Genomic DNA, 21,823 nt, shown 5'->3' with positions numbered 1-21,823 from the left:
GGTAATTTGCCATTTCGCTTTTTTCGAAATGACAGAGGGGGACGGCGCATGACGCTGAAGCAACTGGAGGCGTTCTACTGGGCCGCGACCTGCGCCAGCTTTGCGCTTGCGGCGCAGCGGCTGCACCTGTCGACCTCGTCGCTGTCCAAGCGACTGGCCGAGCTGGAGGTGTCGCTCGGCGCGTCCTTGTTCGACCGCGCCGGGCAGCGGGCCACGCTCACGGATGCGGGTGAGCGTTTCCTGCCGCGCGCCGCCGCGCTGCTGCTGGCGGCCGACGAGACGAAACGGTCGATCGGCGCGCCCGCCAGCCTCGGAGGTCGCTGCACCTTCGGCATCGGAGAACTGAGTGCGCTGACCTGGCTGCCCCAGCTCGTCGCGCACGTCGGTCGGCACCTGCCGGACCTGCGCCTGGAGCCGCATGTCAACTTCGGCTCGGCGCTGGACGAGCGCCTTCGCAACGGCGAGCTCGACTGCGCGGTGATCGCCGGGCGCTCACCGCACCACGGGCTGATCTCGTCGCACACCGTGGGCCAGGCGCATTTCGTGTGGGTGGCCGCGCCCGCGCTGGCGGGCAAGACCACGACCCTCGGCGCGCCGCTGCTCGCGCAGCATCCCATCGTGACGCTGCCGACCGGCGCGGGCACCAGCCGCCTGCTTGACGAATGGCTCATGGCCGAGAACCTCGAGGCGCCGCATCGCCTCAGCTGCAACAGCTGGGGCGCCGTCGCCGGCCTGCTGATCGAGGGGATCGGTGTCGGGTTCCTGCCGGAAGGCTGGGCGCGCCTGCTGTCGCGCCGCGGCGACCTGCGCATCCTGAAGACCCGCCAGGCCCTGCCCGCGCTGACCTACACCTTCCAGAAGCGCAGCAACGACGAGCGCCATCTGCTGACGGCCATGCGCGCCGCGGTGCTCGCGTCCATCGATTTCTCGAAGGCGGCCCGCCTGCTCTAGGTGGAGAGGGTCAGAAGGCTTCGCACACGCGAAGCACTTCAGAGCCGTAGGCCTCGAGCTTCTTCGTGCCGATCCCGCTGATGCCCTGCAGGTCTTCGAGCGTCGCGGGCGCGCGCTCGGCAATGGCGGCCAGCGTGGCGTCGTGGAAGATCACGTAGGCCGGCAGGTTGTGTTCCTTGGCCACCTCGGCGCGCCAGGCCTTGAGCGCCTCGAAGCGCTTCTTGCCCACGTCGTCCAGCGAGGCGGCCGCCGGCGACGGTGCGCCCTTGGCCACCTTCTCGCGCCGGGGCTTGCGCTCGGCCGGCGACGACACCGACTCGCGCAGCGACACCGAGGTCTCGCCCTTGAGCACCGCGCGCGAGCCCTCGGTGAGCTTCAGCGTGTTGAACGCTTCGGCGTCCACCGCCAGCGCGCCGGTGGCGATCAGCTGGCGCAGCACGCCGCGCAGCGCCACCTCGCTGAACTCCGCGCCGATGCCGAAGGTGCTGATGCGCTCGTGGCCGAACTGCTTGACCTTCTCGGTCGCCTTGCCGCGCAGGATGTCCATGATGTGGCCCGCGCCGAAGCTGATGCCGCTGAGCTGCTGCACGCGGTAGATGGTGCTCAGCAGCTTGCGCGCGGCATCGGTGCCGTCCCACACCTGCGGCGGGTTCAGGCAGTTGTCGCAGTTGCCGCAGGGCGTGCTCTTCTCGCCGAAGTAGCCCAGAAGGCGCACGCGGCGGCAGTCGCTGGCCTCGGCCAGCGAGAGCAGGGCGTCGAGCTTGCCGCGCATCACCTGCTTGAACTCTTCGCCGGCCGGGCTCTCGTCGATCATGCGGCGCTGGTTCACCACGTCGTTCAGGCCGTAGGCCATCCAGGCGTCGGCGGGGGCGCCGTCGCGGCCCGCGCGACCGGTTTCCTGGTAGTAGCCCTCGATGTTCTTGGGCATGTCGACGTGGCCCACGAAGCGCACGTCGGGCTTGTCGATGCCCATGCCGAAGGCGATGGTCGCGACCATCACGATGCCTTCCTCGCGCAGGAAGCGGTCCTGGTGCTTCTGACGCACCGCCGCGTCCAGGCCTGCGTGGTATGGCAGCGCGTTGATGCCGGCGCCCTGCAGCGTCGTCGCGAGGTCTTCCACACGCTTGCGCGACTGGCAATAGACCACGCCCGCGTCGCCCTCGTGCTCGCGCTCGATGAAGCGCAGCAGCTGCGTGGTGGCGTCTTTCTTCTCGACGATGGTGTAGCGGATGTTCGGGCGGTCGAAGCTGGAGACGAACTGGCGCGCTTCCTCCAGCTGCAACCGTTCGACGATGTCGGCGCGCGTGAGGTCGTCGGCCGTGGCCGTGAGCGCGATGCGCGGCACGCCCGGGTAACGCTCGTGCAGCACGGTGAGCGCGCGGTACTCGGGGCGGAAGTCGTGGCCCCACTGGCTCACGCAATGCGCCTCGTCGATGGCGAACAGCGAGAGCTTGCCGCGCTCGTTCAGCGAATCGAGCTGCGACAGGAAGCGCGGCGTGTTCACCCGCTCGGGCGCCGCGTACAGCAGCGTGATCTCGCCGCGCAGCATGCGGCGCTCCACGTCCTGCGTCTGCTCCCAGTCCAGCGTGGAATTGAGGAACGCCGCGCTCACCCCCGCCTCGTGCAGCGCGCCGACCTGGTCGTGCATCAGCGCGATCAGCGGCGACACCACCACCGCCACGCCGCGCCCCGCGCGCTGCCGCGCGATGGCCGGAATCTGATAACAGAGCGACTTGCCGCCGCCCGTGGGCATGAGCACCAGCGCGTCGCCGCCGCCCACCACGTGCTCCACGATGTCCTGCTGGGCCCCGCGAAAGCGCGCGTAGCCGAACACGTCGTGAAGGATGTCGGCGGGGGCCGCGCTGCCGGAGCTGCTGCCGTCGCTGGACGCGTCGAAGGGGCGGGGAGCGAGGGAAGACACAGGCGGGGGTGCGAAGGGCGGGGGAGGGGGAGAAAAGGGCCGGAGCCGGGGCGGACGCCGATTGTCCCCCAGCGGCTCCGATATGACTGTGGCACGGCGTTTGCAATGGTGAACCCCGTCCCGGCACCCCTCTTGTCTAGACAGCAAACTGGGGCATTTCTCTCGGAGATGCACCAAAACAGGACTTTCGGGTTATCCTGTATATACAAGTTGGGGCGCCTGGCAACAATGCGAGGCGTGCTGCCCATATCCCCCGGGCATGTATCGCCGAGTCACCTCTCTCAAAAAATGGAACCAGGAGTCCCCATGGTCAAGACGGTAGTTGTGAAAGTCGCTTCGCTGCTGGCAGCAGGTGCATGTGCAGCGGGCATGGCCGGAACGGCCGCCGCCCAGGACACGAAGATTTCGCTCGGCATGTCCGGCTGGACCGGCTTTGCGCCGCTGTCGCTGGCCGACAAGGCCGGCATCTTCAAGAAGAACGGGCTGGACGTCGAACTCAAGATGATCCCGCAGAAGGACCGCCACCTGGCGCTGGCCTCCGGCGCGATCCAGTGCGCGGCCACCACGGTGGAGACGCACGTGGCCTGGAACGCCAACGGCGTGCCGATCGTGCAGATCTTCCAGATGGACAAGTCCTACGGCGCCGACGGCCTGGCCGTGCGCAACGACGTGAAGAGCTTTGCCGACCTCAAGGGCAAGAGCATCGGCGTGAGCGCCCCGGGCACCGCGCCGTACTTCGGCCTGGCCTGGATGCTCAGCAAGAACGGCATGAGCCTGAAGGACGTGAAGGTGGTCTCGCTCGAGCCGCAGCCCGCCGCGCAGGCTTTCGTGGCCGGCCAGAACGACGCCGCCATGACCTACGAGCCCTACCTCTCGACCGTGCGCGCCAACCCCGCCGCCGGCAAGATCCTGGCCACCACGCTCGACTACCCGATGGTGATGGACACCGTCGGCTGCGCGCCCACCTGGCTCAAGGCCAACGCCAAGGCCGCCGCCGCGCTCACCAAGTCGTACTTCGACGCGCTGGACATGATCAAGGCCGACCCGGCCAAGGCCAACGAACTCATGGGCTCGGCCGTCAAGCAAAGCGGCGAGCAGTTCGCCAAGTCGTCGGCCTACCTGCGCTGGCAGGATAAGGCCGCCAACCAGAAGTTCTTCGCGGGCGAGCTCACCAGCTTCATGAAGGAAGCCGCGGCCATCCTGCTGGAGGCCGGCGTGATCCGCAAGGCGCCGGAAGACTATGCCGCCACCTTCGACGCCAGCTATGTCAAGTAAGGCCTTGCCGCAGATGCAACCGATGACCGCCGCTCCGGCGCGCGCCGTGACGCCGCCGCCCGCGCCTCCCGTGCGGCGCCGCGTGTTCGCGCCGCTCGAACCCATCAGCGCATCCGCGCGCACGATGCTGGGGCTGGGCTTCTTCGTGCTCTTCGTGGTGGTGTGGGGCATCGCCACGCTGGGCGGCTTCGTGTCGCCCACCTTCCTGGCGAGCCCGATCACGATGGTCAAGGAGGGCTGGCTGCTCTTCACCGAGTACGGCTTCATCGGCGACATCGGCATGACCGTGTGGCGCGTGTTCGGCGGCTTCCTGCTGGCGGCCGTCATCGCGGTGCCGCTGGGCGTGGCCATGGGCACCTGGAAGACGGTCGAGGCTTTCTTCGAGCCCTTCGTGTCGTTCTGCCGCTACCTGCCGGCCTCGGCTTTCATCCCGCTGCTCATCCTGTGGGCGGGCCTGGGCGAAATGCAGAAGCTGCTGGTGATCTTCATCGGCTCGTTCTTCCAGATCGTGCTGATGGTGGCCGTCACCGTGGGCGGCGCGCGGCGCGACCTCGTCGAAGCGGCCTACACGCTGGGCGCCAACAGCCGCGGCATCGTGGCGCGCGTGCTCATTCCGGGCGCCGCGCCGGGCATCGCCGAAACGCTGCGCCTCGTGCTGGGCTGGGCCTGGACGTATGTGATCGTGGCGGAACTCATCGGCTCCTCGTCGGGCATCGGCCACATGATCACCGACAGCCAGGCGCTGCTGAACACCGGGCAGATCATCTTCGGGATCATCGTGATCGGCGTCATCGGCCTGTTGTCCGACTTCGCTTTCAAGGCGATGAATCGCCGTCTGTTTGCATGGGCTGCACTGTGAAGAATCAACTCTCCATTCAAGGCGTCTCGCGCGTCTTCACCGGCACCAAGGGCCAGCGCACGCAGGCGCTGCAGCCGATCGACTTCGAGGTGAAGGAGAACGACTTCGTCACCATCCTCGGCCCCTCGGGCTGCGGCAAGTCGACGCTCTTGCGCATCGTGGCGGGGCTCGACTTCCCGACCACCGGCCAGGTGATGCTCGACGGCGAGCGCATCGAAGGCCCCGGCGCCGACCGCGGCGTGGTGTTCCAGAGCTACACGCTCTTCCCGTGGCTCACGGTGGCGCAGAACATCCGCTTCGGCCTGCGCGAGCGCGGCATGAGCGAGGCCGACCAGAAGGAACGCAGCGAGTTCTTCATCGCCAAGGTCGGCCTGCGCGGCTTCGAGCACCACTTTCCCAAGCAGCTCTCGGGCGGCATGCAGCAGCGCACCGCCATTGCGCGCGCGCTGGCCAACGACCCCAAGATGCTGCTGCTCGACGAGCCCTTCGGCGCGCTCGACAACCAGACGCGCGTGCTGATGCAGGAGCTCTTGCTCGGCATCTGGGAGTCGGCGCAGAAGACGGTGCTGTTCGTCACGCACGACATCGACGAGGCGATCTTCATGGCCAACCGCGTGGCGGTGTTCAGCGCGCGGCCGGGCCGCATCAAGACCGAGATCGCGGTCGACTTTCCGCACCCGCGCAGCTACACCATCAAGACCTCGCCCGAGTTCATGGACATCAAGGCGCGCCTGACCGAAGAAATCCGCGCCGAGTCGATGGCCGCTGCGGAGCATTAAGCCCCCGATGAAACGCGACCTGCCGTCCCTCGCGCTCTATGCGCAAGTCAAGGATCACATCTCCCGCAAGATCCAGGACGGCACGTGGCCGCCCGGCCACCGCCTGCCTTCCGAGAACGAGCTGGTCGCGCAGTTCGGCATGGCGCGCATGACCGTGAACCGCGCCCTGCGCGAACTCATGGAGCAGGGGCGCATCGTGCGCGTGGCCGGCGTCGGCAGCTTCGTGGCCGAGAACAAGCCGCAGTCGACGCTGCTGCAGATCGCCAACATCGCCAGCGAAATCCGCCAGCGCGGCCACGACTACCGCTGCGAGATGCTCGCGGTCGAGCGCCTCGCGGCCTCGCCCGACGTGGCGGCCTGGCTCGACCTGCGCGCGGGCGACTCGGTGTTCCACAGCGCCTGCCTGCACCTGGACAACGACACGCCCGTGCAGCTCGAGGAGCGCTACGTCAACCCGCTGGTCGTGCCCGACTTTCTCGAGCAGGACTTCACGGTCGTGCCGCCCAGCGAGTACCTGGTGCGCAACGTGCCCTTCGACCAGATCGAACACGTCGTCGATGCCGTGCTGCCCAGCGCCGAACAGGCCGAGCGGCTCGCGATGGCGCCCACCGACCCCTGCCTGCTGCTGACGCGCCGCACCTGGATCCGCAACACGCCCGTGACCTGGGTGCGCTGCCTGCATCCCGCTTCGCGCTACAGCCTGGGCAGCCGATTCAAGTCCGACGGCAACCCGACCTTCGGCTAGACAGACCGTTTTTTTTCGACCCTCAGAGGCTTACGTTTTCTCTCGCAACCACTTGTATAGACAGGTTCACATGCCAAGCAATCACACCGCCACTTCCCACGCCACATTGACCCTCACGCCCGGCAAGGTCGACCTCGCGATGCTGCGACGCATCCAGGCCGGCGGCGTGCACCTTGCGCTCGACCCGTCGGTGCAGGACGGCATGGCCAAGGCCGAGGCCGCGGTGCGCCACATCGTCGAGAACGACGAGGTGGTCTACGGCATCAACACCGGTTTCGGCAAGCTCGCCAGCACGCGCATCGGCAACGACCACCTGGCCGAGCTGCAGCGCAACCTCGTGCTCTCGCACAGCGTGGGCACCGGCGAGCCGCTGGCCGCGCCGGTGGTGCGCATGATCCTCGCGACCAAGGCCGTGAGCCTGGCGCGCGGCCACTCGGGCGTGCGGCCTGCGCTGGTCGATGCGCTGCTGGCGCTGTTCAACGCCGGCGTCACGCCCAGCATCCCGTGCAAGGGCTCGGTCGGCGCCTCGGGCGACCTCGCGCCGCTGGCCCACATGGCCTGCGTGCTCATCGGCGAAGGCGAAGCCACGCTGGCCGACGGCAAGAAGGTGAGCGGGGCCGAAGCCATGCGCAGCATCGGCCTCGAGCCCTTCGTGCTCGGCCCCAAGGAAGGCCTGGCGCTGCTCAACGGCACGCAGGTGTCGACCGCACTCGCGCTGGCCGGCCTGTTCGGCGCCGAAGACGTGTTCGCCGCCGCGCTGATGTCGGGCGCGCTGTCGCTCGAAGCCATCCAGGGCTCGATCAAGCCCTTCGACGCGCGCATCCACGCCGCACGCGGCCAGCCCGGCCAGATCGCCGTGGCCGGCGCCGTGCGCACGCTGCTCGACGGCAGCGAGATCGTGCCTTCGCACGCTGACTGCGGCCGCGTGCAGGACCCGTACTCGGTGCGCTGCATCCCGCAGGTGATGGGCGCCTGCCTCGACAACCTGGCCCACGCCTCGCGCGTGCTGGTCATCGAAGCCAACGCCGCATCGGACAACCCGCTCGTGTTCTGCGACACCGGCGAGGTGATCTCGGGTGGCAACTTCCACGCCGAGCCCGTCGCCTTCGCGGCCGACATCATTGCGCTGGCCGTGAGCGAAGTCGGCGCCATCGCCGAGCGTCGCCTCGCGCTGCTGCTCGACAGCGGCCTGTCGGGCCTGCCGCCCTTCCTGGTGCGCGACGGCGGCCTGAACTCCGGCTTCATGATCGCGCAGGTCACGGCCGCCGCGCTCGCCTCGGAAAACAAGTCGCACGCGCACCCCGCCAGCGTCGACAGCCTGCCGACCTCGGCCAACCAGGAAGACCACGTCTCGATGGCCACCTTCGCGGCGCGCCGCCTGGGCGACATGGTCAACAACACCGCCGTGGTGGTGGGCATCGAAGCGATGGCCGCCGCCCAGGGCATCGAACTCAAGCGCAAGCTGAAGAGTTCGCCGCTGGTGGAGGCGGAATTCGCCCGCATCCGCCAGAAGGTCGCGTTCCTCGAGACCGACCGCTACCTCGCACCCGACATCGAAGCCATGCGCCTGTGGGCGCTCGCGGCCGACCTGCCGGCCGCGCTGCTCGACATCCTGCCCAGCCACTCGAAGTGATCCGTACCGACCGCCACCCGACAAGGAGAACCACGCCATGAACGCACCCGACAAATTCGCCCTGAACACCCCCACCGGCGCCGATCCGCGCCATGACCCGACCCGCGTGATCCGCGCCCCGCGCGGCACCGAACTCAACTGCAAGAGCTGGCTCACCGAAGCGCCGTACCGCATGCTGCAGAACAACCTCGACGCCGAGGTGGCCGAGCGCCCGCAAGACCTCGTGGTGTACGGCGGCATCGGCCGCGCTGCGCGCGACTGGGCCTGCTACGACCAGATCCTCGCCTCGCTGAAGGAACTGGAAGACGACGAAACCTTGCTCATTCAATCGGGCAAGCCCGTGGGCGTGTTCAAGACGCACGCCGACGCACCGCGCGTGCTGCTCGCCAACTCCAACCTCGTGCCGAAGTGGGCCAACTGGGAGCACTTCAACGAGCTCGACCGCCAGGGCCTCTTCATGTACGGCCAGATGACGGCGGGCAGCTGGATCTACATCGGCAGCCAGGGCATCGTGCAAGGCACCTTCGAGACCTTCGTCGAAGCCGGCCGCCAGCACTACAACAACAGCCTCGCGGGCAAGTGGATCCTCACGGCAGGCCTGGGCGGCATGGGCGGCGCGCAGCCGCTCGCGGCCACGCTGGCCGGCGCCGTGTCGCTGAACATCGAGTGCCAGCAGTCGAGCATCGACTTCCGCCTGCGCACGCGCTACGTCGACAAGCAGGCACGCGATATCGACCACGCCTTCGAACTGATCAAGCAGCATTGCGACGCCAAGGAAGCCGTGTCGATCGCGCTGCTGGGCAACGCGGCCGACATCCTGCCCGAGCTGGTCAAGCGCGCGAAGGCCGGCGGCCTCAAGCCCGACCTCGTGACCGACCAGACCTCCGCGCACGACCTGATCAACGGCTACCTGCCCTCGGGCTGGAGCGTGCCGCAGTGGCAGGCCGCCATGAAGGACGCGTCGCAACACGACGCCCTGAAGAAGGCCGCCGCCAAGTCGTGCGCCGTGCACGTGCAGGCCATGCTCGACTTCCAGGCCATGGGCATCCCCACGGTCGACTACGGCAACAACATCCGCCAGGTCGCGTTCGACGAAGGCGTGAAGAACGCCTTCGACTTCCCGGGCTTCGTGCCGGCCTACATCCGCCCGCTGTTCTGCGAAGGCAAGGGCCCGTTCCGCTGGGTCGCGCTCTCGGGCGATCCGGAAGACATCTACAAGACCGACGCCAAGATCAAGGAGCTGTTCCCCGACAACACCCACACGCACCGCTGGCTCGACATGGCGCGCGAGCGCATCGCCTTCCAGGGCCTGCCCGCGCGCATCTGCTGGCTCGGCCTGGGCGAGCGCCACATCGCCGGCCTGGCCTTCAACGAGATGGTGAAGAACGGCGAGCTCAAGGGCCCGATCGTCATCGGCCGCGACCACCTGGACACCGGCTCGGTCGCCAGCCCGAACCGCGAGACCGAAGCCATGAAGGACGGCACCGACGCCGTCTCCGACTGGCCGCTGCTCAACGCCCTGCTCAACACGGCCGGCGGCGCGACCTGGGTCAGCCTGCACCACGGCGGCGGCGTGGGCATGGGCTACTCGCAGCATTCGGGTGTGGTGATCGTGTGCGACGGCACCGACGCCGCCGCCAAGCGCATCGGGCGCGTGCTCTTCAACGACCCGGCCACTGGCGTCATGCGCCATGCCGACGCGGGCTACGACATCGCGGTCGCCACCGCGAAGAAGCAGGGCCTGAAGCTGCCGATGATCAAGTAACGCCAGCAGGCGCCGCAGGTGAAGTAAAAAAGCGGGTCACCGACACCCCGACAAAGAAGGAGACCCGACGATGACCCTCGATGCTTCCGACCTGCAGCGCCGCGTGCGCGAACGCGTGGACGACGCGCTGGTGGCGCAGTTCCAGCGCGACGGCGCGGTCTGCATCCGCCAGCTGCTCACGGCCGACGAACTCGCGCTGCTGCGTGACGGCATCGAGGCGAACCTGGCCGCGCCCAGCCCGCGCGCCAAGGTCGCGAGCCGGCCCGACGACCCGGGCCGCTTCTTCGAGGACTTCTGCAACTGGCAGGAGATCGACGCCTTCGGCCGCTTCATCCGGCAGGCGCCGCTGGCGCCCCTCGCGCAGCGGCTCATGGGCTCGGACACCGTGCGCCTGTACCACGACCACCTGCTCGTGAAGGAACCCGGCACGCGCCAGCGCACGCCGTGGCACCAGGACCAGCCCTACTACAACATCGAGGGCATGCAGAACGTCAGCATGTGGATTCCGGTCGATCCGGTGTCGCGTGCCGCCACGCTCGAGTTCGTGGCTGGCTCCCACAAGGGGCCGTGGCTCATGCCGCGCACCTTCATGGACAACCACGCCAAGTGGTTCCCCGAAGGCAGCCTCGACGACCTGCCCGACATCGAGGGCGCGCGCGAGCGCTTCCCCATCGTCGGCTGGGACATCGAGCCTGGCGACTTCGTCTGCTTCCACATGCTCACGCTGCATGCGGCCGCCGGCGTGGAGGGGCCGAACCGGCGCCGCGTGTTCTCGGTGCGCTTTATGGGCGACGACATCCGCCACGCGCCGCGCAGCTGGAAGACCTCGCCCGATTTCCCGGGCCTGGCCGAGCGCCTGCCGGCCGGTGCGCCAATGGACGATCCGCTCTTTCCGCTGCTGGTGCGCTGAGCCTCGGTAAGACGAAGGTAGAAAGAAAAAACGCGCTCATTCCCATCGAGTGGGAATTCGGGCTTGGTCGTGAGAACGGCGAGCAAGATACTGCACGCCGCATCCACTTTCGACCGCCCAGCGATTGCCCCCGATGACGACCCCCCTTGACGCTCCCGCCCACAACGACCGCGCGCTGTTCGTGCTGTCGGTGCTGGCGCAAAGCAAGGCGGCGATGACGGCGGCCGAGCTCGTGCAGGCCACGGGCCTGTCGCAGAGCACGCTGTACCGCCAGGTCGCCACCTTGCGCCGCTGGGGCTTCGTGATGGAGTCCGAGGGCCGCTACTCGCCGGGGCCCGTCAGCGTGCAGCTGGCCAGCGGCTTCGACGGCAACTCCGACCTCGTGATGGCCGCGCGCGCCGACATGCGCGTGCTGGCGCAGCAGAGCCACGAGAGCGTGGCGCTCGTCACCCTGGTGAACGAGCGCGTCGTGTGCCTGGAGATGATCGACAGCGAACAGTCGCTGCGCTGCTCCTTCGACCGCGGCCGCAGCGTGCCCGCGCGCGACGGCGCCAGCGCCAAGTGCCTGCTGGCCCACGCGCCCGACGACGCGCGCGACCTGCTGCTCGACGGGCTGGACGAAGGCCCCGAACGCCGCGCCGAGCGCGCCGCCGAACTCGACGCCATCCGCGCCGCCGGCCATGCCGTGACCCACGGCGAGGTCGATGCCGGCGTGTGGGGCGCGAGCGCGCCGGTGCTGGCCGCGGGCCGGCGCCTGCGCGGGGCGATCACGTTGATGGCGCCGCTCACGCGCGTCGAAGGCATGGAAGCTGCATTGGTCCACATGACCGTCGTCACGGCGGCCCGCATCTCGCGCGCACTGCAGTAGCAGCCAGGCCGCCTTTTTCTTTTCTTTCTCCCTCCCTCACCTCCACGAAAGCCCTCCCCATGAACACCCGTCGCACCCTCGTCGCCGCCGCCCTGTCCGGCCTCGCCTTCTTCGGTTTCGCTGGCGCCGCGCAAGCCCAGGGCGAGCCGCTGCGCGTGGCCACCGACGCCACCTTCCCGCCGATGGAGTTCGTGGAAAACGGCAAGCGCACCGGCTTCGACGTGGAGCTGGTCGAGGCCATCGGCAAGACGCTGGGCCGCAAGATCGAGTGGATCGACATCGACTTCAAGGGCCTCGTGCCGGGCCTCATCTCCAAGCGCTTCGACATGGCCGTGTCGGGCATCTACATCACCGACGAGCGTAAGAAGGTTGTCGACTTCACCGTGCCGTACTACGCCGGCGGCCTCGTGGTCATGGTGAAGGACAACAACACCACCATCAAGAAGCCGGCCGACATCAACGGCAAGAAGGTCAGCGTGCAGGTGGGCACCAAGTCCGTGTCGTACACGAAGGAGAAATTCCCGCAGGTGCAGCTGATGGAAGTCGAGAAGAACCAGGAGATGTTCAACCTCGTGGACATCGGCCGCGCCGACGCCGCCGTCACAGGCAAGCCCGCGGCCTTCCAGTACGTGCGCACGCGCGGCGGCCTGAAGGTGCTCGACGAGCAGATCACCACCGAGGAATACGGCATGGCCATCCGCAAGGACACGCCCGAGCTCACCAAGGCCGTGAACGGCGCGATCGAGAAGCTCAAGGCCGACGGCACCTACGCCGCGATCGTGAAGAAGTGGTTCAGCGCCAACGCCAAGTAAGCGCGCCATGGACTTCGATTTCTCGCCCGTCTGGCAGGGCTGGCCCGACCTGCTGCGCGGCGCGCTGGTCACGGTGGAGATCACCGCCTGCGCGTTGGCGCTCGGTTGCGTGCTGGGCCTCCTGGTCGGCATCGGCCGGCTGAACCCGAAGCGGCGCTGGATCTACGGCGTGTGCACCGCCTACGTGGCGGCGATTCGCGGCACGCCGCTGCTGGTGCAGCTGTTCATCCTGTTCTTCGGCCTGCCGCACTTCGGCATCCTGCTGCCGGCCTTCGTGTGCGGCGTGCTGGGGCTCGGCGTGTACTCGGGCGCCTATGTGTCCGAGATCGTGCGCGGCGCGATCCAGTCGATCGACAAGGGCCAGACCATGGCCGCGCAGTCGCTGGGCATGACGCCCGGCGTGGCGATGCGCCAGATCGTGCTGCCGCAGGCCGTGGTGCGCATGATTCCGCCGCTGGGCAACGAGTTCATCGCGCTCATCAAGAACTCGGCGCTGGTGTCGCTCCTGACCATTCATGACGTGATGCACGAAGGCCAGAAGATCATCAGCGTGTCGTACCGCTCGCTCGAGGTGTACCTGGCCATCGCGCTCGTGTACTTCATGCTCACGGGCACGATGACCCTGATCCTGCGGCATTTCGAACAGAAGCTGCGCCAGGGCGGGTTGATGCGATGAGCGTGCAGCGTTTTTCGCGCGCGACCCTGCGCGCCACGCCCTGGAAGAACGGCGGCGGCACCACGCAGGAAATCGCCAGCTGGCCGCCAGGCGCGGGGCTCGACAGCTTCGGCTGGCGTGTGAGCATCGCCACCATCGCGTCGCCGGGCCCGTTCTCGGTGTTCCCGGGCATCGACCGCCAGATCATGCTGCTCGAAGGCGACGGCGTGCGCCTCTTCACGCACGACGGCCGCGTGTCGCACCGGCTCGACGTGCCGCACCAGCCCTTCGCCTTTTCGGGCGACGCCCCGATCGACTGCACGCTGCTCGGCGGCGCCTCGAACGACTTCAACGTGATGGCGCGCGGCGGCCAGTGGCGTGCCGACGTGCAGGTGCTGGAACGCGCCGCCGACATCGCGCCCGCACCGCACGGCGTGCTGTTGGCGTTGCGCGGCGAGTGGCGCTTGAATGACGGCGAAGCCCTGGCTGAAGGCGACGGCCTGTGCTGGACCGACGCCGCGCAGGCATGGCAGGCCGCACCGGCGAGCGACGGCGCGCGGCTGGTGGCCGTGCGCTTCGTGCCGGCCTGAGCGGCCCAAGCAAAGAACAGGAGATGACGATGACACCCCCCAGCGAATTCCCCTCGGCCGACGGCCTGTGGACCGGCCTGCGCCTGGCGCCCGGTGCGGCCCCCGGCGTCACCTTGGCGCCCGACGCCGAAGCCGCCCTCGTGGTCGCGCAGGGCACGGTCCGCTGGGTCGGCGCGCGCGCCGACCTGCCCGGCGAGTTCGCGGGGCTCGCGCCGCACGACGGCGGCGGTGCGCTCGTCACGCCCGGCCTCGTCGACTGCCACACGCACCTGGTCTACGGCGGCCAGCGCGCCAACGAGTTCGCGATGCGGCTGGCGGGCGCCACCTACGAAGAGGTGGCCAAGGCCGGCGGCGGCATCGTGTCGTCGGTGCGCGCCACGCGCGAAGCCGACGAAGACACGCTGTTCGCCCAGGCCGCCGCGCGCCTCGAGCAGCTGCTGGCCGACGGCGTCTGCGCCATCGAGATCAAGTCGGGCTACGGCCTGGCGCTCGAGCACGAGCGCAAGCAGCTGCGCGTGGCACGGCGACTTGGCGAGGCTTACGGCGTCACCGTGCGCACCACCTTCCTCGGCGCGCACGCGCTGCCGCCCGAGTACGCCGGCCGCAGCGGCGACTACATCGACCTCGTCTGCCACGAGATGCTGCCTGCGCTCGCCGCCGAAGGGCTGATCGATGCGGTCGACGTGTTCTGCGAACGCATCGCCTTCTCGCTCGCGGAAACCGAGCAGGTCTTCCAGGCCGCCAAGGCGCTGGGCCTGCCGGTGAAGCTGCATGCCGAGCAGCTGTCGGACATGGGCGGCGCGGCGCTGGCCGCGCGCTACGGCGCGCTGTCGTGCGACCACATCGAGCACCTGTCGGCCGACGGCATCGCGGCCATGCGCCAGTCGGGCACCGTGGCCGTGCTGCTGCCCGGCGCCTACTACACGCTGCGCGACACGCACCTGCCGCCCATCGACGAGCTGCGCGCCGCGGGCGTGCCGATGGCCGTCTCGACCGACCACAACCCCGGCACCTCGCCGACGCTGAGCCTGCTGCTGATGGTCAACATGGCCTGCACGCTGTTCCGCCTCACCGTGCCCGAGGCGCTGGCCGGCGTCACCGTGCACGCCGCGCGCGCGCTGGGCCTGCAGGACACGCACGGCGCCATCGCGCCCGGCATGCCCGCCAACTTCGTGCTCTGGAACCTGCACGACGCCGCCGAGCTGGCCTACTGGTTCGGCCAGCAGCCGGTGCGCGCCGTGGTGCGCCAGGGACGCATCGCCATCGGAGCCACCGAATGACACACACGCTTTTCGCAGCCGATGCGCTGCTGCCCGCAGGCTGGACGAAGAACGTCCTGCTGTCGTGGAACGACGCCGGCCAGCTCACGCAGGTCCAGTCCGGCGCGCAACCGCCAGCGGGCGCGCAGGTGGCGACCGGCCCGGTGATCCCCGGCATGCCCAACCTGCATTCGCACGCCTTCCAGCGCGCCTTCGCGGGCCTCACCGAGCACCGCGCCGAACAGCAGGACAGCTTCTGGAGCTGGCGCACGCTGATGTACCGTTTTGCCGCGCGCCTCGGCCCGCAGCACATGGAGGCCATCGCGACCTGGCTCTACGCCGAGATGATCGAGGCGGGCTACACCAGCGTGTGCGAGTTCCAGTACGTGCACCACGACACCGACGGGCGCCCCTACGCCGACGACGCGGCGCTGAGCCGCGCGCTGCTGCGCGCCGCGCAGAACACGGGCATCGGCTTCACGCTGCTGCCCGTGCTCTACCAGACCAGCGGTTTTGGCGACCAGCCGCCCACCGAGGGGCAGCGCCGCTTCATCCGCTCGACCGAATCGATGCTGCGCCTGCTCGACGCGCTCAAGCCCGACTGCGACGCGCAGGGCGCGCGCCTGGGCCTGGCGCCGCACTCGCTGCGCGCCGTGCCGCCCGAGGCGCTGCGCGAGGCGCTCGCCGGCCTGGACGCCATCGACCGCACCGCGCCGGTCCACATCCACATCGCCGAGCAGACGAAGGAAGTGGACGACTGCGTGGAGTGGAGCGGCCTTCGCCCGGTCGAATGGCTGCTCGACCACGCGAGCGTCGATGCGCGCTGGTGCCTCGTGCATGCCACGCACATGAACGACGCCGAGTACGAGTACGCCGCCCAGAGCGGCGCGGTCGCGGGCCTGTGCCCGACCACCGAGGCCAACCTGGGCGACGGCATCTTCGACTTCGCGCGCTGGCGCAGCCACGGCGGCGCCTGGGGCGTGGGCTCCGACAGCCATGCCAGCGTCAACGCGGCCGAGGAGCTGCTGATGCTCGAGTACAGCCAGCGCCTGGGCCGGCGCCAGCGCAACGTCGGCGCCAGCGCGGCGCAGCCGCACGTGGCCACCGCGCTCACGCTCGAAGCCGTGCAGGGTGGGGCGCAAGCTTCGGGCCGCGCGGTCGGCGGGCTGGCCGCGGGGCAGCAGGCCGACTTCGTCGTGCTCGATGCCCATCACCTCGCGCTGCAGGGCCTGTCGGCGCCTGACATGCTCTCGGCCCATGTGTTCGCGAGCCACCGCACCTCGGCCGTCGACGCGGTCTGGGTGGCGGGCCGCCCGCGCGTCACGGCCGGGCGCCACGCGCTGCATGGCGATGCCGCAGCCGCCTTCGTTGCCGCGCGCACCCAACTCCTCAAGGACTGAATTCCCATGGCCTTCACTACCACCGAACCGGCGTTCCGCTTCCGCCAGGGCACGCGCCCGCTGCTGATCTCGATGCCGCACGTCGGCACGCACGTGCCGCCCGCGCTGGCCGCCCGTTTCACCGACGAGGCGCGCCACGTGCCCGACACCGACTGGCACCTCGAGCAGCTCTACGACTTCGCCGACGCACTCGGCGCCTCGGTGCTCGTGGCCACGCACTCGCGCTACGTGGTCGACCTGAACCGTCCGCCGGACGGCGCAAGCCTGTACCCGGGCCAGAGCGTCACCGGCCTGTGCCCGGTCGACACCTTCGACGACACGCCGGTCTATGCGAAGCCCGAAGACCACCCGTCCGACGAAGAAGTTGCCGAACGCCGCGAGGCCGTCTGGCGCCCGTACCACCAGCAGCTGCAGGCCGAGCTCGATCGCCTCACGGCCGCGCACGGCACCGTCGCGCTGTGGGACGCGCACTCGATCCGCTCCGTGCTGCCGCGCTTCTTCGAAGGCAAGCTGCCCGACCTGAACCTGGGCACCGCCGACGGCAAGAGCTGCGACCCCGCGCTGGCCGCCACGCTGCGCGGCATCGCCGAATCGGCGCCGGGCTACACCGGCGTGCTCAACGGCCGCTTCAAGGGCGGCCACATCACGCGCCAGTACGGCAACCCGGCCGGCGGCGTGCACGCGGTGCAGCTGGAGATGACCCAGTCGAGCTACATGCAGGAAGCGCTGCCCTTCGACTACCTGCCCGACGTGGCCGCGGGCGTGAAGCCGCACGTGCGCCGCATGCTGGAAGCGGTGCTGGCCTTCGTCGAAGGCGGCGCCCGGTGAGCGCCGCCATCCACGCGTTCGCGCGCCCCGAGGTGCCGCCGCTGCCGCCCTACAACGCGGGGCTGTCCTCGGAGGCTGTGCGAGCGCGCTACGGCGTCAGCGAGATCGCGCGGCTGGCGAGCAACGAGAACCCGTACGGCCCCAGCCCCGCGGTGGCGCGTGCACTGGTCGACCTGGCGGCACGTGCGGGCACCTACCCCGACGCCAACTCCACGGCGCTGCGTGCCGCCATCGCGCAGCGCACCGGTGCGCAGCCCGGCGAGGTGGTGATCGGCAACGGCTCCGAGGACATCCTGCAGATGCTGTGCCAGGCGTTGCTGTCGCCGGGCGACCGCGTGCTCACGCAGCGCCCCGCCTTCGGCCTGCACGAGATCTACCCGCGCATGATGGGCGCGCAGGTCGAGCTGCTGACGCTCACGCCGGAACTCGGCTTCGACGTCGACGCCTGGTGCGCGGCGCTCGCGCGCGGGCCCAAGGTGGTGATGCTGGCCAACCCCTCGAACCCGGTCGGCTGCATGTTCGATGCCGGCGACTTCGCGCGCCTGCTCGCGGCGGTGCCCGCGGGCACGCTGCTGGTGGTGGACGAGGCCTACTACGAATATGCGCGGCTGGCGCCCGGCTACCCCGACGTGCTCGCCCTGCTGCGCACATGGCAGGCGGCGGGCGAAGGCCGCGCCCCCTGGATCGTGCTGCGCACCTTCTCCAAGGCCTGGGGCCTGGCCGGCCTGCGCGTGGGCTACGGCATGGCGTCCGACGCGGCGCTGGTGCAGCTGCTCGACCGCGTGCGCACGCCCTTCAACGTGAACCTGGCGGCGCAGGCCGCGGCGCTGGCGGCCTGGGGCGACGAGGCCTTCATGGCGCAGGCGGTGGCGCGCACCGTGCAGCAGCGCGAGGCGCTGGCGGCGCAGCTTCGCGCCCTGGCCGGGTCGGTCTGGCCGGGCCTGCGCATCGCGCCGTCGGCGGCCAACTTCCTGTTCGTCGACCTCGGCCGGCCCAACGCGCCGGTCAACGAGGCCCTGCTGGCGCGCGGGATCATCGTCAAGCCCTGGAAAGAGCCGGGCTTCGAGACCTTCATCCGCGTGTCGGTGGGCACCGACGCGGACAACGCGCGCTTCGTGCAGGCGCTGGCGGAGATCGCGGGCGGGCAAGGCTGACGCCGGCAAGACCCGCCTGCGCGCCGGGCCAGGCCGGGGTTTTTACAATCGCGGACATGACCAAGCCCCTCATCTATACCCGCGGCCAGGCGCTGCCGGGCATCCTGGCCAACCGCATTGCCATCCTCGACGGCGCGATGGGCACGATGATCCAGCGCTTCAAGCTCACCGAAGAGCAGTACCGCGGCGAGCGCTTCAAGGACTTCGAGCGCGACGTGAAGGGCAACAACGAGCTGCTGTCGCTCACGCGCCCCGACGTCATCACCGACATCCACGAGGCCTACCTCGCGGCCGGCGCCGACCTCATCGAGACCAACACCTTCGGCGCCACCACCATCGCGCAGGAGGACTACAAGATGGCCCACCTGGCGCGCGAGATGAACCTCGAATCGGCCAAGCTCGCGCGCGCGGCCTGCGACAAGTACAGCACGCCCGACAAGCCGCGCTTCGTGGCCGGCGCCCTCGGCCCGACGCCCAAGACGGCGAGCATCAGCCCCGACGTGAACGACCCGGGCGCGCGCAATGTCGATTTCGAATCGCTGCGCGCCGCGTACTACGAGCAGACCGAAGCGCTGGTCGAAGGCGGCGCCGACGTGATCCTGGTCGAGACCATCTTCGACACGCTCAACGCCAAGGCCGCGCTGTTCGCGGTGGACGAGTACTTCGACAACAGCGGCCAGCGCCTGCCGCTGATCATCAGCGGCACGGTCACCGATGCCTCGGGCCGCATCCTCAGCGGCCAGACCGTCACCGCCTTCTGGCACAGCGTGCGCCATGCGCAGCCGCTGGCCATCGGCCTGAACTGCGCGCTGGGCGCGACGCTGATGCGCCCCTACATCCAGGAGCTGGCGCGCGTGGCGGGCGACACCTACATCAGCTGCTACCCGAACGCCGGCCTGCCCAACCCGATGAGCGACACCGGCTTCGACGAGACGCCCGACGTCACCTCGCGCCTGCTGCACGAGTTCGCGGCGGAGGGGCTGGTGAACATCGTGGGCGGCTGCTGCGGCACCACGCCGGACCACATCGCGGCAATCGGTGCGGCGGTGGCGCCTGCGAAGGGCCGTCTCCTGAACAGCAACGGCTTCTACAAAGAAGCCGCCTGACGCCGGGCGCCGCGCGCGCCCTCGGCTGATTGACGGCTCCCCGCCCCACGCCTACGCTGGGGCGCACAGGAGCCTCCCATGAACGCCACATCCTTCTTGCGCCGCGCTGCCTTGGGCGCGCTCGTCCTGCTGCTGCCGCTCGCGGCGGCGGCGCAGCAGGCCTTCACGCGCGGCGCGGTCAACCTGCGCGCCGGGCCCTCGGGCGACTACCCGCTGGTGGCACGGCTCGGGCCGGGGCAGCCGGTCGACGTGGTCGGCTGCACCAGCGGCTACGGCTGGTGCGACGTGGTGCTGCCCGACGGCGGGCGCGGCTGGGTCTGGGCAAGGAACCTCGACTACGCCTACCAGCAGCAGCGCGTGCCGCTGGCCACCTACGGCGCGGTCATCGGCGTGCCCATCGTGAGCTTCGTGATCGGCAGCTACTGGGCCGACTACTACCGCGACCGCCCCTGGTACGGCGACCGGCGCTGGTGGGGCCACCGGCCCCCGCCGCCGCCGATCGCGGGCTGGCGCCCGCCGCCGCCCGTGCACCCGGGCTGGCAGCCGCGGCCCTGGCCGGGGCCTGGCGTGCGTCCGCCCCACGGACCCGGGGTCCGTCCGCCTCATGGGCCTGGGGTTCGTCCCCCGCACGGGCCGGGCATCCGGCCGCCCGTCGACCCGGGGTTCCGCCCGCCGCGACCGCAGCCGGGCTTCCGGCCCGGGCCGCCGCCGGGCGTGTCGCATCCGCATCCGGGCGGGGGCCGGCCCGGTGGGGGCGGCGGGGGTGGAGGAGGGCGTCCGCACGGCGGGGGCGGTGGGCACGGCGGTGGAGGCGGGCACGGCCACGGCCACGGAAAGAATTGACCCGGCTCACACAGCCGGCGTCCCGATGCCGGCCGCCGCCTGCCGGTCGCGCGCGATCAGTGCCACGAAGCGCTGCGCGCCCAGGCCCAGCGGCCGTTCGCGCGACCACACCACGTCCACCCACAGGTCCAGCCCGTTGCTGAGGTTCTCGAACGGGATCTCGACCAGCGCGCCCGCCGCCACGTGCGGCCGCGCGAAGTTGCGCGGCAGCCAGCCCCAGCCCAGCCCGGCGGTGATCAGGCTCAGCGCGGCCAACGCGTTGTCGGTGCGCCAGACATGCCGCGCGAACACGAAGCGCGGGTCGCTGGTGGCCAGGTCGCGCCCCGCGACCACGATCTGGCGCGTGTTCGTCAGGTGCTCCTCGCGCAGGCGCCCGCCGGCCGCCGCGCGCAGCACCGGGTGCTCGGGCGCCATCACGGCCACCATGGTGTCGCTGCCGACCTCCTGGAAGCCCTCGCGGCCGTCGAGGCTGGGGCGCTCGAACACCAGCGCCAACTGCGCCCGGCCGCTGTGCAGCAGCGCCAGCGCGTCGGCCTGCGGCGCGGCCAGCACCTCGACCTGCAGCAGCGGGTAGTCGTCGGCCAGCGCGGCCAGCGGCCCGCTCCAGGGCGCGGCCAGCAGCTCGGGCGCGATGGCCAGCGTGAGCCGGTCTTCCAGCCCCTGCGTGAGCGCCAGCGCCTGCACCTGCAACTGCCGCAGCTGGGCCGCGAGCAGCCGCGCCTGCGGCTCGAGCGAGCGCGCGGCGGACGTGGGCTGGGGCTCGCGGCCGCTGCGGTCGAACAACGGCAGCGCCAGCTCGGCCTCGAGGTTGGCGATGGCCATGCTGACGGCCGACGGCACCTTGCGCAGCGCGCGTGCGGCGGCCGAGAAGGAGCCGTGGTCGATCACGGCCAGGAAGACCTCGACGTTGTCACTGGAGAAAGCCATGGCGTACCGATCTATCAATAAAACTGAAATAAGTTAACTTTTTATATCAACTAAAAGCAAATAAAGTCCCGCCATCGCAGTCAAACACACAGAGAAACAGTCATGCAGGGCCTTCAGCGTCGGATCGTTTACATCTCCCTCTACGAGGGCATCGCCATCGTGGCGGCCAGCGCCGGCCTGGCCCTGATGTCGGACGCGGGGCTCGGTCACTCGGGCCTGCTGGCCGTGGGCGCCTCGGTGATCGCGGTGATCTGGAACCTGACCTTCAACGCCCTGTTCGAGCGCTGGGAGTCGCGCCAGGCGGTGCGCGGGCGCAGCCTGAAGCGCCGCATCGCCCACGCCATCGGCTTCGAGGGCGGCCTGATCGCCTTCCTGGTGCCGATGCTGGCCTGGGGCCTGGGCGTGTCGCTCTGGCAGGCGCTGGTGATGGACCTGGGCCTGGTGGTGTTCTTCCTGGTCTACACCTTCGTCTTCAACTGGGCCTTCGACCGCGTGTTCGGCCTGCCGGCCTCGGCCATGGGCGAAGCGCAGCCTGCATAAGCC

Annotated in this window: 21 protein-coding genes; 19 read left to right on the top strand and 2 right to left on the bottom strand. The window is 69.9% G+C overall.

Annotation, left to right across the window (positions count from 1 at the left end):
* Positions 1 to 48: 48 nt before the first annotated feature.
* Positions 49 to 951, top strand: coding sequence for a LysR family transcriptional regulator (locus AC57B8_RS20495; protein WP_139703347.1), 903 nt, complete (start codon positions 49 to 51; stop codon positions 949 to 951).
* Positions 952 to 961: 10 nt separating this feature from the next.
* On the opposite strand, the gene recQ is transcribed toward AC57B8_RS20495, so the two are convergent.
* Positions 962 to 2,872 (bottom strand): DNA helicase RecQ, encoded by a 1,911-nt coding sequence (gene recQ, locus AC57B8_RS20490; RefSeq protein ID WP_496480618.1) that lies wholly within the window; start codon positions 2,870 to 2,872, stop codon positions 962 to 964.
* A 306-nt stretch (positions 2,873 to 3,178) separates the two neighbouring features.
* On the opposite strand from recQ, the gene AC57B8_RS20485 reads away from it, so the two are divergent.
* The 17 genes from AC57B8_RS20485 to AC57B8_RS20405 all read left to right on the top strand — a co-directional run bounded on the left by AC57B8_RS20485 (position 3,179) and on the right by AC57B8_RS20405 (position 20,353).
* Entirely contained in the window at positions 3,179 to 4,147 is a 969-nt protein-coding gene (locus AC57B8_RS20485) for an ABC transporter substrate-binding protein (protein WP_307696564.1), read from the top strand.
* A 13-nt stretch (positions 4,148 to 4,160) separates the two neighbouring features.
* The gene (locus AC57B8_RS20480; protein ID WP_370681937.1) at positions 4,161 to 5,006 is read left to right on the top strand and encodes an ABC transporter permease; all 846 of its coding nucleotides are present in this window, start codon (positions 4,161 to 4,163) and stop codon (positions 5,004 to 5,006) included.
* Entirely contained in the window at positions 4,991 to 5,785 is a 795-nt protein-coding gene (locus tag AC57B8_RS20475; protein ID WP_062481286.1) for an ABC transporter ATP-binding protein, read from the top strand. The genes AC57B8_RS20480 and AC57B8_RS20475 overlap by 16 nt, the downstream gene beginning before the upstream one ends.
* Positions 5,786 to 5,792: 7 nt before the next feature.
* Positions 5,793 to 6,530: a histidine utilization transcriptional repressor HutC gene (hutC, locus tag AC57B8_RS20470; protein ID WP_496480617.1), complete on the top strand. Its 738-nt coding sequence runs from the start codon at positions 5,793 to 5,795 to the stop codon at positions 6,528 to 6,530.
* Positions 6,531 to 6,600: 70 nt separating this feature from the next.
* The gene (gene hutH / locus AC57B8_RS20465) at positions 6,601 to 8,163 is read left to right on the top strand and encodes a histidine ammonia-lyase (RefSeq protein WP_095951037.1); all 1,563 of its coding nucleotides are present in this window, start codon (positions 6,601 to 6,603) and stop codon (positions 8,161 to 8,163) included.
* A gap of 37 nt (positions 8,164 to 8,200) precedes the next feature.
* Entirely contained in the window at positions 8,201 to 9,928 is a 1,728-nt protein-coding gene (gene hutU, locus AC57B8_RS20460; protein ID WP_496480616.1) for a urocanate hydratase, read from the top strand.
* 70 nt (positions 9,929 to 9,998) lie between these two features.
* Complete coding sequence (locus tag AC57B8_RS20455) at positions 9,999 to 10,838, top strand: phytanoyl-CoA dioxygenase family protein (RefSeq protein WP_496480615.1); 840 nt, start codon at positions 9,999 to 10,001, stop codon at positions 10,836 to 10,838.
* Between the two features lie 133 nt (positions 10,839 to 10,971).
* On the top strand, positions 10,972 to 11,706 hold the full coding sequence (locus AC57B8_RS20450; RefSeq protein ID WP_095951039.1) for an IclR family transcriptional regulator: 735 nt from the start codon (positions 10,972 to 10,974) through the stop codon (positions 11,704 to 11,706).
* Positions 11,707 to 11,765: 59 nt separating this feature from the next.
* Positions 11,766 to 12,518, top strand: a complete 753-nt coding sequence (locus AC57B8_RS20445; RefSeq protein WP_496480614.1) for a transporter substrate-binding domain-containing protein — start codon at positions 11,766 to 11,768, stop codon at positions 12,516 to 12,518.
* Between the two features lie 7 nt (positions 12,519 to 12,525).
* Positions 12,526 to 13,194, top strand: coding sequence for an amino acid ABC transporter permease (locus tag AC57B8_RS20440; protein WP_062482282.1), 669 nt, complete (start codon positions 12,526 to 12,528; stop codon positions 13,192 to 13,194).
* Positions 13,191 to 13,763, top strand: a complete 573-nt coding sequence (locus AC57B8_RS20435) for a HutD/Ves family protein (RefSeq protein WP_496480613.1) — start codon at positions 13,191 to 13,193, stop codon at positions 13,761 to 13,763. The genes AC57B8_RS20440 and AC57B8_RS20435 overlap by 4 nt, the downstream gene beginning before the upstream one ends.
* A gap of 29 nt (positions 13,764 to 13,792) precedes the next feature.
* Positions 13,793 to 15,043 carry an imidazolonepropionase gene (gene hutI, locus AC57B8_RS20430; protein ID WP_496480612.1) on the top strand — a complete coding sequence of 417 codons (1,251 nt, stop codon included), beginning with the start codon at positions 13,793 to 13,795 and terminating at the stop codon, positions 15,041 to 15,043.
* On the top strand, positions 15,040 to 16,422 hold the full coding sequence (locus AC57B8_RS20425) for a formimidoylglutamate deiminase (protein WP_496480611.1): 1,383 nt from the start codon (positions 15,040 to 15,042) through the stop codon (positions 16,420 to 16,422). The genes hutI and AC57B8_RS20425 overlap by 4 nt, the downstream gene beginning before the upstream one ends.
* Before the next feature lie 6 nt (positions 16,423 to 16,428).
* Complete coding sequence (gene hutG / locus AC57B8_RS20420; RefSeq protein ID WP_062482294.1) at positions 16,429 to 17,250, top strand: N-formylglutamate deformylase; 822 nt, start codon at positions 16,429 to 16,431, stop codon at positions 17,248 to 17,250.
* A complete protein-coding gene (locus tag AC57B8_RS20415; protein WP_496480610.1) occupies positions 17,247 to 18,404 on the top strand; it encodes a histidinol-phosphate transaminase in 1,158 nt (385 codons plus the stop codon). The genes hutG and AC57B8_RS20415 overlap by 4 nt, the downstream gene beginning before the upstream one ends.
* 56 nt (positions 18,405 to 18,460) lie before the next feature.
* On the top strand, positions 18,461 to 19,510 hold the full coding sequence (locus AC57B8_RS20410; RefSeq protein ID WP_070064057.1) for a homocysteine S-methyltransferase family protein: 1,050 nt from the start codon (positions 18,461 to 18,463) through the stop codon (positions 19,508 to 19,510).
* A 78-nt stretch (positions 19,511 to 19,588) separates the two neighbouring features.
* Positions 19,589 to 20,353 carry an SH3 domain-containing protein gene (locus tag AC57B8_RS20405; RefSeq protein ID WP_159278916.1) on the top strand — a complete coding sequence of 255 codons (765 nt, stop codon included), beginning with the start codon at positions 19,589 to 19,591 and terminating at the stop codon, positions 20,351 to 20,353.
* A gap of 6 nt (positions 20,354 to 20,359) precedes the next feature.
* Here the strand turns inward: AC57B8_RS20405 and AC57B8_RS20400 are convergent, their stop codons facing one another.
* Positions 20,360 to 21,280 (bottom strand): LysR family transcriptional regulator, encoded by a 921-nt coding sequence (locus tag AC57B8_RS20400; protein ID WP_062474000.1) that lies wholly within the window; start codon positions 21,278 to 21,280, stop codon positions 20,360 to 20,362.
* Positions 21,281 to 21,382: 102 nt separating this feature from the next.
* Here AC57B8_RS20400 and AC57B8_RS20395 point away from each other — a divergent pair, with 102 nt between their 5' ends.
* Entirely contained in the window at positions 21,383 to 21,820 is a 438-nt protein-coding gene (locus AC57B8_RS20395; protein ID WP_062473998.1) for a PACE efflux transporter, read from the top strand.
* The last annotated feature ends 3 nt before the right edge of the window (positions 21,821 to 21,823 follow it).

This window comes from Variovorax sp. BGA-UO-ETr-C22 (genome assembly GCF_059567965.1).
This window is presented reverse-complemented; position numbering and strand designations above follow the sequence as displayed.